General features: G+C 49.4%; 11 protein-coding genes and 1 tRNA gene. 6 read left to right on the forward strand and 6 right to left on the reverse strand.

The genetic code is table 11. The annotated features are described in order from the left end of the window. Positions 1-12 precede the first annotated feature (12 nt). Both ABFZ83_RS14125 and ABFZ83_RS14130 read right to left on the reverse strand, forming a co-directional pair. A complete protein-coding gene (locus tag ABFZ83_RS14125; RefSeq protein WP_411817194.1) occupies positions 13-3,441 on the reverse strand; it encodes a hypothetical protein in 3,429 nt (1,142 codons plus the stop codon). Between the two features lie 40 nt (positions 3,442-3,481). After that, on the reverse strand, positions 3,482-4,147 hold the full coding sequence (locus ABFZ83_RS14130) for a DsbA family oxidoreductase (RefSeq protein ID WP_411817195.1): 666 nt from the start codon (positions 4,145-4,147) through the stop codon (positions 3,482-3,484). A gap of 127 nt (positions 4,148-4,274) precedes the next feature. On the opposite strand from ABFZ83_RS14130, the gene ABFZ83_RS14135 reads away from it, so the two are divergent. After that, a complete protein-coding gene (locus ABFZ83_RS14135) occupies positions 4,275-4,811 on the forward strand; it encodes a DsrE family protein (RefSeq protein ID WP_411817196.1) in 537 nt (178 codons plus the stop codon). Here the strand turns inward: ABFZ83_RS14135 and ABFZ83_RS14140 are convergent. The 3 genes from ABFZ83_RS14140 to rplU all read right to left on the reverse strand — a co-directional run bounded on the left by ABFZ83_RS14140 (position 4,808) and on the right by rplU (position 6,890). Next, positions 4,808-5,890: a DUF2855 family protein gene (locus ABFZ83_RS14140; protein WP_411817197.1), complete on the reverse strand. Its 1,083-nt coding sequence runs from the start codon at positions 5,888-5,890 to the stop codon at positions 4,808-4,810. The genes ABFZ83_RS14135 and ABFZ83_RS14140 overlap by 4 nt on opposite strands. Positions 5,891-6,038: 148 nt before the next feature. Beyond that, a complete protein-coding gene (gene rpmA / locus ABFZ83_RS14145) occupies positions 6,039-6,299 on the reverse strand; it encodes a 50S ribosomal protein L27 (protein WP_411817198.1) in 261 nt (86 codons plus the stop codon). 3 nt (positions 6,300-6,302) lie between these two features. Next, positions 6,303-6,890 (reverse strand): 50S ribosomal protein L21, encoded by a 588-nt coding sequence (gene rplU / locus ABFZ83_RS14150; RefSeq protein ID WP_411817199.1) that lies wholly within the window; start codon positions 6,888-6,890, stop codon positions 6,303-6,305. Between the two features lie 236 nt (positions 6,891-7,126). On the opposite strand from rplU, the gene ABFZ83_RS14155 reads away from it, so the two are divergent. The 5 genes from ABFZ83_RS14155 to ABFZ83_RS14175 all read left to right on the forward strand — a co-directional run bounded on the left by ABFZ83_RS14155 (position 7,127) and on the right by ABFZ83_RS14175 (position 13,288). Next, a tRNA-Ser gene (locus ABFZ83_RS14155) sits at positions 7,127-7,216 on the forward strand. A gap of 337 nt (positions 7,217-7,553) precedes the next feature. Continuing rightward, positions 7,554-7,742 carry an AAA family ATPase gene (locus ABFZ83_RS14160; RefSeq protein ID WP_411817200.1) on the forward strand — a complete coding sequence of 63 codons (189 nt, stop codon included), beginning with the start codon at positions 7,554-7,556 and terminating at the stop codon, positions 7,740-7,742. 540 nt (positions 7,743-8,282) lie between these two features. Then, entirely contained in the window at positions 8,283-10,502 is a 2,220-nt protein-coding gene (locus ABFZ83_RS14165) for a TonB-dependent receptor (protein WP_411817201.1), read from the forward strand. 96 nt (positions 10,503-10,598) lie between these two features. Continuing rightward, positions 10,599-12,257 carry a guanitoxin biosynthesis MBL fold metallo-hydrolase GntH gene (gene gntH / locus ABFZ83_RS14170; RefSeq protein WP_411817202.1) on the forward strand — a complete coding sequence of 553 codons (1,659 nt, stop codon included), beginning with the start codon at positions 10,599-10,601 and terminating at the stop codon, positions 12,255-12,257. A gap of 11 nt (positions 12,258-12,268) precedes the next feature. Then, positions 12,269-13,288, forward strand: a complete 1,020-nt coding sequence (locus ABFZ83_RS14175) for a CobW family GTP-binding protein (RefSeq protein ID WP_411817203.1) — start codon at positions 12,269-12,271, stop codon at positions 13,286-13,288. Between the two features lie 25 nt (positions 13,289-13,313). Here the strand turns inward: ABFZ83_RS14175 and ABFZ83_RS14180 are convergent, their stop codons facing one another. Continuing rightward, positions 13,314-14,342 carry an AraC family transcriptional regulator gene (locus tag ABFZ83_RS14180; RefSeq protein WP_411817204.1) on the reverse strand — a complete coding sequence of 343 codons (1,029 nt, stop codon included), beginning with the start codon at positions 14,340-14,342 and terminating at the stop codon, positions 13,314-13,316. Between the last annotated feature and the right edge of the window lie 88 nt (positions 14,343-14,430).

Consider the following 14,430-nt stretch of genomic DNA (forward strand, 5'->3'; position numbering starts at 1 on the left):
ACTCTTTCCAAGTCATTCGGAAATGATGATTTGGTCGGGTGAAATACGGGCCGCATTAACGCCGCGAAGCGTTATCTGGCCTGCGTTCGCGGGAAATTGGATGACCGCGCCATCAACCTGATTAGTTGTCGCTGATTGCACCGCCTTAAAGCTTGGAAAGATTTCTTTCGAAAACATTATGCGGTCCTGTGATGGATCAAAATCCGAAATCGTTTTGTTGCCCAGATTTGGGACATTTCTGATAAACGCGAAGCTGAAAATGTCTCGCCCAATCCCGCCAGTCAGGTTGTCATTGCCGCTTGATACAACCAGGTGGTCATCGCCCGGACCGCCATCAAGAGTGTCGTCACCGCGTAGACTGACGATGATGTCGTCTCCCCGCCCGCCGGAGAGTTTGTCATTTCCATTATCACCGACGATAAAGTCGTGGGTGTCATTGCCATTCTTACCGAATATAATTTGATCGCGTTTATATGAAATGCGTCCATTACCATTCAGTGCAAAGAAGAAATTGTTATAACGTTTTACGCTGCCCGGCGCATAAGGTTCCCAAATGCGTGCATTCTTGTTCCGCTTCAAAGACGTCGCGAGTGCGATGAAACTCCGAGGGGAGCCCGATGTAGAGGCGAGCGCAGTCAGCGCGGCTTGCGCAGAGGAGACATAACCATAGGCGAGACCCGGATACCCGGCAGTCCCTTCTTCCAGCGCGTCGGGGCTATTCTTTATTTTGTCCGCGAGCAATGACCAACTCGTGACGAGCGATTTTTCGTCTTCTGACTTCGCGGGGAAGCGGTAAGCATTCGCATAGTCGTTACGAAATTCGAGATAACGACCAGTATGGAAGTTCTCAGTCCATGATAACAGCGATTTGGCGATTTCATTATTGCGGCGGGCCTCTAGCCATAGGGCCAGCACAACATAGTCATTTTGCCATGGTGAGATCCGTTCAGGTTCCCCATAAACAGACTCTTCGAAAAAACCCTCTAACTCGCCTGCTGCGGAAAATGTTCGCCTGTCCACATATTTCTGTTTCATTAGGGAAACATTCTCGTCGAGGGCGCGCTGTAGGTATTCTTTCGATGTATGATTATCGGGCAAGAGCCACGCGGCGTTTGAAATGTCCCGTAATGACCAGGCCGAGGCGCGTACTTGTTCGACATCAATTGCTTTAAGCCCGCCTTCCCTCAGGGCGGGCCATCGACCGAAAATAGCCCATGCCGCCTGCATTGCCATTTCATCCGCATAGTAATGATCGGCTGAGACAAGATAGGGAATATAGAATAGATCAGGTTTATGGGAGTGATCGGGGGACCAGCCACCGTCGCTGGATTCGAATATATCTTTGTGCGGTTGGTCAGGCGTGTATCGCTCTTCCAGTCCGCGCTCATCGGCCCAGAAATTAGGACGTTGTTCTATCGATAAAGCGGCACCTGTTTTTTCGTCGATAAAATGCCAAGGCACAGCGCCGCCAGCGATGGCATTATCAAACATTACCCGGCGTGCAGCCTCACTTTGGGTTACAAGGTAATTCGCGACCCAGCGCGGATAGATGCCTATATCATCGCGCCCACCGGTTGACGGAAAGTATTTCGTGATTTCCGCTTGGGCGAGGGGCGGTAAGTCGTTCAGCGCTGCGTCTGCTTCTGCGATGACGGCGGCATTGATACCGATCGTTGGATCAAGGGGTAGGACCGCGTTTGCTGCGATTAGTTGATCAAGGTCGAATATCACATGGGCTGGGCGATGCGGTTTTGACCAGAAGACGCGGTGCCAATTTGCAGACCGATGGTGCCCGATTTTTTGTGCGCTAAAAGCCGGCGATGATTTTTCGCCAATGATAACGTCATATACGTTGTGGCGAATGCCCGGCGAAAAAGTTTTACTGTTATCGAATGTAACGGCGGTACGGATGTCGCCATTACGGTAAACCCGAATGTCAAATCGAAGCTTGAGATGAGCGGCTATATCTTGCTCAATCTTGAGCTCTTTTACTAAAGCCCCGGCCAGCCAAAAATCGGTATTTTCAGATAACGCATCAAGCAATAGGTCGCGCGCATTTAGCGAGATGTTTTTTGCGGGCCCAGTCTCCGAGTAGAGTGTTACGGATACGGGAAAAGAGTAGTATTTTTCGATCAATGCCCGAAGCTCAACTTGCGACGATACGCCTTTAGAAACTGACGTAAATTTGACATCGATCACTTCATCAGGGGCGAGCGTCGGCGGCTCAATCGTAATGGCGGCATGCCGAACACTTCCGTCTTGATGAAGCGCTTTTACATCGATCTGTACAGGGATGGTATTGCCGGAAGCTTCCGCGGCAAGTTCGCGGCTAGGGTTTAATACGCCCTTCGGGAATACCATGCCGAAGGTCACGGGCGCGCTTGTAGGGTCGTTCCAGTTATTTTGCAGTTTGATCTGTGCGACGGAATCCGAGGCTTTGTTGAAAGTAATCGGTCGCACGGTGCCGGACTTTTTGATATTGCGTGGTGCGCGCTCTTCTAAGGTCAAGCCGCTGGCATCCGGGTAATCGCCTCGCAGGGTTGCCGCAGGACTTTCAGTTTCAGCGTATTCAAATGTCCCGCCAGTTTCGTCGCGGATGATATTTTGAAAGATGCGGGGTTCCACAGGGGATTGGTTTCGAAGGAGCTGACCATTGCGTTTGCGGTTGGTGATCCGGTTTCCGCGAATTATTAATCCATCGGCGGACCCGCCACGTGTCAGGTCATAATTTATAATGGCGGGGTTGTCGGCATTCGCAGCCTGCAAAAACTTATTATTCGTGATGTTTGCGTCGCCGCCTTTTGAGAGATCGATCGAATAGCTTGTTCTTCCATCGGCGTCGTCAAATTCAGTTTCTGCAATCGCCGTTTGCGTCGCTAGCGACTTAACGTGATGACCGATTCTCGTGCCGATAAATTTGCTTTTATAAACTTTTGCCATCTGTCCGCGCACGATGTAGATGCCATGAGAATAGCCATCACCATGGCCATTACGTATAAATTGACTGCGCTCGATGGTGATATTTCCGGTTTCGTTGCCGGTTGCGAGAATCCCATTCTCGTTCTCGATAAAGCGGCAATTGATAACCGTTAGGTCGTTTCCGTCATGGCGAATACCTGCGCCATTTTGATCGGGTGAAGTTGCGCCTTCGAACGTAATATTCTCGATACGAACATTGGTATTGGGCTTCGGGTTTAACAGCCCCTTGGCGACCGGCGAAGAAGAGTAAAGCGTCACCGCTCCGCGGCCAGTAATACTTATATCGTGCCGTATCTTAAGATCGGCGATATCATATCGCCCTTGTGACAGAGAAATTTCATCACCATCCGAGGCGCGTTCTACCGCCAGCGCAAATCCACGAGCGCTATCGACGATGGTCTCAGCAGCCGCGCTTTGGAAAAGGAGCAAGTAGATGAGTAATGACGTAAGAAAATTTTTCATACGCCAATTATAGCGAAATAATTCGCAGATTTTATTAAATTCAGCTTTGCTGCTGAGGATTCAGGGCGTGCCGCAAGGTTTCCGCCAGCCGTACCGGCGGCAGGGCACCCGAAAAACCGGTGCGCTCGTTCACGATAAAGGTTGGAACCCCGGTAACGCCAGCTTGTCGAAAGGCATCCGCTTCGGCTTTCATCTCTTCGGCGCTTTTGGGGTTTTCAAGGTCCTTACGCGCGTTATCACCATCAAGCCCGGCGTCGACAGCGATTTGAACCAGCGTGTCATTATCGCCAATATTGGCGTTATCGTCCCAATATGCCGAATAAAGCGCAAGCGCCAACCGCTCCTGTGCGCCGTCAAAATGGGCAAGGCGAATAATTTGGTGGGCTTTGAGTGTGTTTGGCAGAAAGGTTGGTTTTGAAGGGTCAAATGAAAAACCCGCGCCAACCGCCGCCGCTTTCAACTGAAGCGCCATTTCTTCACGCTTTGTCTTGTCAGGAAATTTCTTTTCGTAATATTCCTGCCGGTCGACGCCCTGTTCAGGGGTGTCCGGGTTGAGTTGATAGGCGCGTATGCGAGGGAGGATAATGAAGTCGTCTTTCAGACTATCCCTCGCTGCGAGAAATGACTTGAGGCCCACATAACACCACGGACAAACCGGATCGGAAACGATATCCACTAATATACGTTGGCGATCGGTCTCAGTCATAGGTATCTTTCCCGCAGGTTACGTCATCATTGAATATAGGGATTTGGAAAAAGATTTGAACCTGTGGCCTATCAATTTACCGTCAGCACATTCACGATCATTACACGGCGTATATGAGGAGTTCAAAATGAGACAATGGATAGCCGCTTTTATACTGGTCGCTGCGTCATTGCCTGTGGCAGCGCAACCGGCGCAGTTTTCGGCGGGCCCTGTCATTGAAAAATACGGCAAGGTCGCCGAGGTCGATGCGAGTTTTGAAATCCCGGACGATATCGAATTCCGGATCAGTTTTGATGCGGTAAAGGGTGCAGAGCCGGGTGAGCTTAACCGAACACTGACGAGCGCCGCCCGGTTCATTAACATGCACGCGCGCGCTGGTGTCGATCCCGACGAAATCAACATCGCGATTGTCGCGCATGGGAAAGCTGTCCTTGACCTCACCAATCCGGAATTTTACGACGCAAATATTGGCGGCGAAAATGCGAACGCCGATCTCATCTCTACGTTATTGAGAAACCGTGTTAGAATCGTCGTGTGCGGACAAAGTGCGAGCGCGCAGGGTGTCAGCAATGGAGATCTGTTACCGGGCGTAGAAACAGCATTATCGGCGATGACCGCGCATGCGGTATTGCAATCCAATGGCTATACGCTCAATCCGTTTTAAAAACCGACAACCCAGGCGGCATTTGGTGGCGTTTTACCGGCATAGACTTCTTGCCACGCGTCACTAACCGCCGTTGCGCCAGTTTCGTGTTTAATGGTCAGCCATTCACGACTTTTGATGGCCGCATCGCGCCAAAAGGCCAAGGATTTTTGTTCGAACTGTCCCGGGCCCCAATCTGCGTTTCGTTTTTGGATATGACCCGGTGCGAAAAACATCTGGCTACGATCTCTGATGAAATCGGGACCCATCGCGTTGTCTTCATAATGGGTAGCGCCAACATTTGATGTGTATTTCATATTGTCGCCCAGTCGTTTGTGCAGTTCGTTCAAAACTGCTCCGTTACCGGACATATCGATGATCGCTGAAGGTTTTGACGCGTCGATCTGGTCAAGCTGATCATAGGTCAGGACGATGTCATAAAGCGCTAATTCATCCATCGCGGATTTGTTTCGGGGCGACGTCAGGCCGACCAGAACTGGTGCAGAATCATCGGCTTTAATGGCATAGGCGGTGCCGATAGCGGTTTTGCTGGAGGCGCTGGGGATGAGGATTTGTTCTGCGCCAAACCAGTCATTGTCCTTCATGAAATCGTATAAACAGAACGATGTCGCATAGAGCGGCAGCAAAACCATTCGGTCGTCATCAAAGGTGTTGTCGTAGCCCGGTTCTGCGTTCACCCGGCTATAGCTATTATAAACGGGCGGCAGTTCGGCCCGGTGTTCAGCGCCGTCGAAAAGACGATGTTCGCTAATCCGGGTGGGCGACATCACAAGGTGGCTCGCCATTGGCCAATAGCCGTAAAGCCGGTCGCCAACGGGCACGTCCGGGTGATTTGATTCAATGATGTCGGCAAAGCCCCAAACCGGGATGATGCCGTCGCCATCTTTCTCGACCGGGAAGAACTTCCAATAGCCGATGCGTTCGCCAACGACGCCATAGGTGACGTTGTTCGCTGTCAATGCGAAGCGATCGACCTTTGCTAAGACCTGACCGTCATTCAAGGTCGGGGCATCACGTTCGGCGATCCGTGTTTGGCCAAGATTGTTCTTGTCGACGATGAACTCTGTGATGGTGGTCATGGCGTTCCTCTCATGTGATATTGCCAGAGACTACCATTCCCGCCTCAAAAGGTTGAGCGGCCCAACTGCTATTGCCCAAACGAAAAAAAGGGAAGGCGGAGTGCCTTCCCTTTACGCAATTCAATTCGGTGTCTTTACACCAGTATTCTTATTGATCGCCTGGAATGATCGAGACAAAATTCTTTTTGCCGCGCTTTTCCGCGAATTTCACGCGGCCCGGGACCAAGGCGAAGAGTGTGTGGTCTTTGCCCATGCCAACATTCTCACCTGGGTGGAATTTGGTGCCACGCTGACGAACAATGATGTTCCCTGGGATGACGTCTTCGCCGCCAAATTTTTTCACGCCGAGCCGGCGACCAGCCGAGTCGCGCCCGTTGCGGGATGAACCACCTGCTTTTTTATGCGCCATCTCTTACTCCTTTTCGCCTTTTGCGAGTTCTTTCGCCTGCTCAACCCAGCCTTCGCGTTCGATGCGGCCTTTGAAGTTAAGCAATTCGTCAAATTTTTCGATGTCTTCCGGGCCCCAAGCGGCGATCTGTGCGAATGACGTCACGCCAGCATCATGCAGCTTGGTTTCCAATACAGGACCAACGCCTGAAAGTTTTTTAAGATCGTCGCCACTGGCTTCAGCTTTAGGGGCAGCCTTTGGTGCTGCTTTTTTCTTTGCTGCTGGTTTTGGCTTCGCACCGTCAGTAAGAATTTCGGTCACCCGAAGAACCGTCAAATGCTGGCGGTGGCCCGCTTTGCGGCGATAGTTCTGACGACGGCGCTTTTTGAAAACGATGATTTTCTTGTCGCGCTTTTGTTCAAGAATTTCGGCCGCAACCGCTGCGCCGTCGACGGTTGGCGCACCAACAGTCACATCGCCGCCATTGCCGAGCATCAAAATCTCGTCAAGCGTAATAACGTCACCAGCCTCACCGGGCAGGCGCTCTACTTTCAGAACATCATCTTTGGAAACGCGGTATTGTTTACCGCCAGTCTTAACGACTGCGTACATATTCGACTCCTGTCAGCGTCGCTCTTTGGCGCGCGAAAGTCCTTTTTCACCCCGGTTTCTTGTGCCCGGTTGTTAAAATGAGCGCGCTCTCTAGCCCGCCTAAGAGGGGGCGTCAAGCGCCAAAAGCCCCGAAATACGCGGGGTTGAGGCAGATTTCCCCAAAAACGGCGATTTCGGCCAAATTCAGGGGTAGTTGAAACCATGCCTATGACCCGCTAGACAGCAACCCCCTTCGCGGAGAGGTGCCGGAGTGGTCGAACGGGGCGGTCTCGAAAACCGTTGTGCCTTTACGGGTACCGAGGGTTCGAATCCCTCTCTCTCCGCCATGAATTTTGTGAGTCCTTTGTTTTTGTTGGCATAATCAGTTTGCGTTATTGTGAGACCCACAAAAACACCCCCGGAATATTTTTTCGCTCAGGAAATAGTGTTTTAGCTATCTCGCTCGCCATCTTCGATGACGTTCGTCCAAAAACAGTAATTACTGGATCATTCGCAGGTCCGCCGACCGCTCGGAGTTGATTCCGTCGCCGGAGAATCCGATCATATTAAGCTATGAGCTATTATGGTGAGAGGTGAGACAGAACCCGCCGTCAGGCCACGTTGTCCAGAACGCCATGCGCCGTATCTTGGAGCACTGCTTTAAATTTTTCGGTGGGATTAAGCTTGGCGGGAGCCACCGAAAAATTTGACGGCCAAGAGAAGCTGATTTGCGGGTCTCTTTTCTCGTGGATCAATGACGGTTCTCACTTTGCTATCGACGATTTCTACATAAACTGCGATCCGGAAAAGATCGAACGTTACCTTTCAGTCTTACAGCAAATATTCGAAGCATCCAGCCATGACGGACAGTAAAGAATGATGATGGGCGATGATCATGTCGCCCTACCAATTGTAATTGAAGAGTAAGGCGCGAAAACAATCGTGAATTCATCTCGGTAAAAACAATTTATGGTTGCTAACAAGAGAAATTTCTCCGTGGACCACTATTTCAAATAGCGCTTACAACGACTTATTCTATAAAGATACTATTTCCTGCGCCTATGTGGGGGGGCAATATTTCTGACGGGTCGTCACCCAGAACTTGACCGCAATTGCTGCGATTCCGTGTTCAATGGAGCATTGCTGGGCTAGCCAGTTGTGAGCGACAGGTGCGTAAATTCGCGGGTGGATAAACCATCACTGCGCCGTAAAAAAACAGTGCGCCGGGGTGAGCCTACATTTAGGTTATAAGAGGGAAAGTAAGTGATGCGAGAAAGAATACTGTGTGCGGGGCACGGAACATACGAACGCCGGTTTAAGCTTAACGTCATGTGCGGAACGGCATTGGGGGCAATGATTGCGATTGGTTTCGCAGATGCGAATGCGCAAAATGGTCCGGTTTTAGACGATATCGTGGTTACGGCGCAGAAACGCGAACAGACATCGCAAGACGTACCAATTTCTCTATCTGCAACGGATGGGAAGTTTATTGCAGAAGCCGGTATTGGTGATATCGAGGTTCTTTCCTCATATGTACCAAATCTCACGGTAACTACTTCGCCCGGCATATCGCAAATTATGATTCGTGGCGTAGGTAGCGCCGCAGCGACGCGTTCATTTGAACAATCAGTTGGCCTCTATATTGACGGTATTTATTCGCCACGATCAGTCGGCGTTCATCTGCCTTTTCTCGATGTTGAGCGAGTTGAGGTTTTGCGTGGGCCTCAAGGGGTATTGTTTGGTAAAAACAGTATTGCCGGTGCGATCAGCGTGATTAGTGCAAAACCGACAGATGAATTCGAAGTAGGTGTGAATGGTAAATACGAATTCGAGTATGGAAGCTATCAAGTTGACGGTTATGTGTCTGGTCCGATCACAGAGCGGCTTTTCGTTCGTGTAGCTACAATTGTTGATAAAAATGAAGGTTACGTCCAACCTGTAGTAACGGGCGGCGACGATCAGGCTGAAAGTGAATTATCCGGAGTTCGCGGAACTGTAGTTTGGGAGCCAACTGATACGACGAGAATTACGACCAAAGCGGAGTACTTTGATAATGATACGACGGGTACGACGCTTCAAATGGTGGGGTTTGATCCAACCGCTCCGCGCTCTGGGTTGGCCAATTATATAATTGGGTTGATGAATTCTGCGGGCGAAGATTATACCCGGAACGACAAACATTATTCCGATTTTGTGAATTCAATTGATCAAGAGAATACCAACGTAACTGTTGAAATCGAACAGGGAATTGGCAGTTTTGATCTGACCTATCTGTTTGGTTTTTCTAAGCATGATCGTGTACAGAATAATGCCTTTGATTTCTCTGCGGGTGATATCATCATCCAGACGTTAGATGAGCAATATGAGCAACAATCCCATGAGCTTCGATTGTCGTCACCGCAAGGGGAGACGTTCGAATTTACTGTGGGCGCGTTTTACATTGATCGCTCATTGTCTTTTCCTGGGAGTCGGGTTCGAGTTAGCTTGCCGCCGCTTCCCGTTCCTCCCCCATCGGGAGCGCTGACTGATATTTCGCACACATTCGAACGGCCGTACCTTGAAGAATCCGACGCATGGTCGATTTTTGGACAGGCCACTTGGAATGTAACTGATGTATTGCGGGTAACTGCCGGGGGGCGTTATACCGACGAAACTAAATCGGCCCAGATGACCGGTACATTGAAGGACCCGATTCAAACGCTTGATCAACAAACGTCCGCCATCACTGATATGCTAACGCTTATCGGGATCGCGAACAGCCCCCTTGGTTTTCAAAACTTCAATGTATCTGGTGAAAGAAACGAGACCTCGTTTGATCCGTCCGTAAATATTCAGTGGGATATGACGGATGAGCATATGGTTTATGCGCGGTGGGCGCAGGCATCCAAATCGGGTGGTTTTAACAATAATGATGCCGCAGGCGGAAACTTTGAATTCAATGGAGAGGATGTAACGTCGTATGAGGTCGGCCTAAAGTCGCGGTTCTGGAATGGTCGAGCACAAGCCAATATTGCGCTTTTCTATAACAACTATGATGACCTTCAAGTATCTTTCTATGACGGGACAGGATTTCAAACTGGGAACGCCGCTCGCGCGCGAGTTCGCGGTGTGGAATTGGACAGTCGCGTAGCAATAAGCGATACACTGACAGTAGGAGCTGATGCAGCCTATCTTGACGCGCAGTACAAAGATTATTCTGGGCCGTGTTCTACGAATGCCAATGTGTGGGGGGCTGAGTGTGTTTCAAGTGGCGGTGCGTTTCAGGATTTAACCAGTCGGCAAATGGATTCGGCGCCTAAGTGGAGCACCCATGTTTTCGCTGACAACGACTTACCGTTAGGGCGCGATTTCTATTTCAACACCCGAGTCGATCTATCCTACACAAGCGATTATCCACTTCAAACCGACCAAGACCCTAACAATATTGCTGATTCGTTATTCTTAGCTGATGCCCGCATCGGCCTTGAGAGCGCGGATAGCAATTGGAGTATTGCATTAATTGCAAGAAACCTATTCGATAATCGTATTACCGCTTTCGGTGGTTCGGCACCGCTTCTTCCTGGTGTTTATTGGGGTGACATTACTCCGCCGCGGCAGATCGAGCTTAGTTTTTCCTATCGCTTTGGCGGTTAATAGCTCAACATGGAATCATAGCAAGTCGAAGTAACTGTGACCCTTTCTGTTCAAAGCAACAGCGAGGGGCAGACCTTAAAATACGGAAGGTATGTTGTGGCTGATACCGAAAATGAGAATCCTGACGAAGAAGTAGGTAATGACGGCACTGAAGCGCCAACAGAAAACGCCAGCGAATCCGACGATGAGGTGGTGACAAAAGGCGATCAAGATTCCGGTGATTCTACTCCTCTAGAAACTGACGATGACGGGAATATAAAGGGCACCAATGCGCCGTGGGCATCGTTGGATGTTCATAATCGCCGCAATTTTCTGATTGGTGGTGGTGTGGCCGCGACAGCTGCGGCCGCCGTCGCTATCCCGGCTGTCGTAAATCGCGATAAAGAAACGCCGGTCGCTCCGACAAAAGTTGCAGCACCGGCCTCGCCGCCTTCCGAAGCTGCTGCAGAAAGCGCAAATTTCTATGGTGATCGGCCCGGCGGAGGGATAACACTCCCGGATTATTATCGTCCGTGGGCCGGCATAAAAAATAATAACATGTATATTCCGGGGCAGGAAATTTTGCCGAAACATGAAATGCGGGTGAGTTTTCTTGGAAGTACGCCTTGGCCACCCACGCATGCACAATCAGGAACGTCGATATTAGTGGAGCTCGGTAATGATACGCCAGAACCACGACGTTTCTTTTTTGATTTGGGAAATGGTAGTGTAAAGAATGCGATCGCAATGCAGGTTCCTGCGGCGCTTATCAATGATATTTTCATTAGCCATCTTCATTCAGATCATTTTGCCGATTTGCCTTATTATTACCCTTTCCGGGCTTTTTCAGGTGGGTATAAGCCGTTGCGTGTTTATGGCCCCTCAGGAAGAACGCCAGAACTAGGCATCAAGCATATGATTAAGCATATGAAAGAAATGATGCGTTGGCATGAGGAGAACTTTAGCGCCTGTCCTGTTGGTGATGGTCTGGAAATTGACGTGCATGAATTTGATTGGCGGGAAGAAAATGGCATCTGTTACGACCATGAAGGAGTTGTTGTGCGTCATTGGCCACGTTCTCACGTAAAGGATGGCGCATCGGCATTCCGCCTTGATTGGGAGGACGCTGGCTTATCATTTGTGTGGACCGGCGACGGCAGGCCTGATGAATTGACTGTAAGATATGGGAAAGGCGCGGATGTCTTTGTGACAGAAGGAATGATGGATACGCCAATGCTTTCAGCAATGAAGATTGGCGCGCCCCCCGCGTTATGGGCGTATGTAATCGATATGTACCATACGCCGTATTACGCCGTTGGGTATATGTTTAACGAAGTACAGCCACGCATTGCGTGTGTATGTCACTACGAAGGTGGTGCCGGTCCTCAATTGATGAACGAAGCTACCGCGGAAATCAGAAAAAATTGGGATGGGCTATTCATGTTTGGTGGTCCGGATGTGCAGGTCATTAATGTGACTAAAGACAGAATTTGGTCGCGAGAAGCAATGATCCCGCATGGACCAGCGCCAGCTGCGTTTGATCCGCGATGGTTGTTTCCCAAAGGTGAGCGTCTACCAGATTCCTATACTTTCCCTAATCCGCCGATTGAACGCTTTGAACAGCAATCGCAATTTGTACGCGATCGCGAAATTGACCCACATTTATATTATCCAGAAGGTCTATATCGCGAGCCAGCACAGAAATGGCCGGGTCTGACGGTAAATCCAAGGGCGATGCTGAAAGCGCGTGGCGTTGATCTTGGTGATGATGAATAATGTAATTGTATATGAATATTAATCGAGAAGACATCCTCGCACCAGCACCCAATACGGATTCTGTTATCCAGTCCGATCGGGGGCCTGTTCCTGTAACGTTACTAACTGGCTTTTTGGGGGCAGGTAAAACGACGTTATTGAATCGGATACTGAATGGAGGACATGGTCTGAGGATTGGCGTATTGGTCAACGATTTCGGCGCAGTCAATATTGACGCTGAGCTCGTTGAAGGCGTCGAAGAAAATACAATTCGCCTTACCAATGGATGTGTATGCTGTGAAATTCGAGATGACTTGGTGCGCTCGCTAGATAGTCTGCTTCAGAGGAATGATGATATTGATTATGTGTTGCTAGAAGCCAGTGGCGTTTCTGACCCAGAAGGGATTGTAATGACCTTTCTGAATCAGAAATATGAACAAGTTCTGCGTTTGGATAGCATAACTTGCCTTATCGATTGTGAGGCATTGTTCGAACATAACGAAAACGATGACCTTCTGGGATTGAAGCTACGTCAGATCGGCTTCGCGGATATGGTGGTATTAAACAAAATCGATCTCGTGAGTTCCAAGCATTTAGAAGTCGTACGCGAGTGGGTGGATATTCATTTTAATAGGGTGCGAATGGTCGAGGCCCAACATTGCAATGTGCCTCTTGAAGTTTTGTTGTCTGTCGGTCGGTTTGATCCCGCTATACAACTGGGGGAGATGGACGGGCCAAGTGTTCATCGAAATGCTGGGGATAAATTCGATACGTGGCGGTTCGATAGCACGCGGCCATTTAGTTCTACGGCCTTAAAGACCATGATTAATCGCGAGCTTCCTTCCAGTGTTTTTCGTTGTAAAGGAATTATTCAGTTAGAAGATGATTTGAGCATGCGATATGCGTTGCAGGCTGTGGGGCGTCGAGTAAACCTTACACCGCTTTCACCTTGGCAGGAGGGGCAAGAAAAATCCTCTAGGATCGTATCAATTGGGCGGGAGTTTTCTTCTGAAACTTTGGGTGTCTTGTTTAAAAAATGCTTGAACGCCTAAGTTCCAAACGCTCGACCCAAATGGGTTATTGATATTTTTTGAGAGTCTGAGACGGGAGCTCGCCAAAAAGTTCATTATAATCACGTGCAAATTTGCTTAGATGTGTAAATCCACAAGCCATTGCAACGTCGGTCACCGATTCGTTCCGATCTACGGCTTCTTTCAATCGCTTCCGCGACAATTGCAGGCGGTATTCCTTTAGATAACGCATCGGGGTGGTGTTTCGGAATTGTTGAAACCCTGTATGGAGTGAACGCGCGCTAACTCCGGAAATAGCCGTCATATCCGATAGACCGATGGAGTTTGTGGCGTTGGCGCGTATGAATTCCTCTACCTTTCGAACATAATACGGTGCCGCAGGTGACCTATTCCCGACATATAAATCTGAATGATTGTGAGGCGCTGCAGAAAATATCAGGTGTTTGATTGCGTGTTCTACAGCATTACACGAACGCTCGTGACTATAGGCTTCTACGTCCTCGTCGACATCAGCGCAAATTGTTCGAATAAGGTTGGAAAGGCTACGTGCTTCGCCCTTCAAATCAATTGGTCCCGGTGCAAATTTTAAAGCTGGTCGCACCAACCCTATTTCCTGAAATAATGCAGCCTCTAGGCTGCTTTTTGAAATTTTTACAGTGAAGTGTTTATAGTCGTGTTCTAAAGTTTGGATTATGTCGTCATCAGGCCCAATGACGCAAAATTGGTGAGGGGTTAAAATGAAACTCTCACCATTTTGAATGATTTCAGCCGACCCAGCTAACGTAAATTGTAAAAGATAGATGCCGCCGGACGGAGGAATTTTTATATTGACCCGGCCATAGGGATTTCCATAATCAGTTGCGTTAAACGTGATGTTGGTAAGCGTTTTGCTGTTGTGTCGAAATGCGATAGGTGGCGAACCGCCAGTAAGGGTAAGGCTGTGGTCGCAAAAAACATTGCTCATATGAGCATGTATTTCGTCAATATCCTCCGTGCACAGTTTATTATAGCGGTGAAGGGGAAGGTCGCGCTGCGGTGAAGCGGCGTTGAGTGCGTCGATGTCAGATGTTTTCATAACACGCCTCCCTAACCCTCGGTATTATCAGTCATATTTTTGTAATAATCAAGATTGTCTATCGAAATGCGCATCGGAGACGTAAGCT

This window comes from Hyphococcus formosus (genome assembly GCF_046736345.1).
GTDB lineage: Bacteria > Pseudomonadota > Alphaproteobacteria > Caulobacterales > Parvularculaceae > Hyphococcus > Hyphococcus formosus.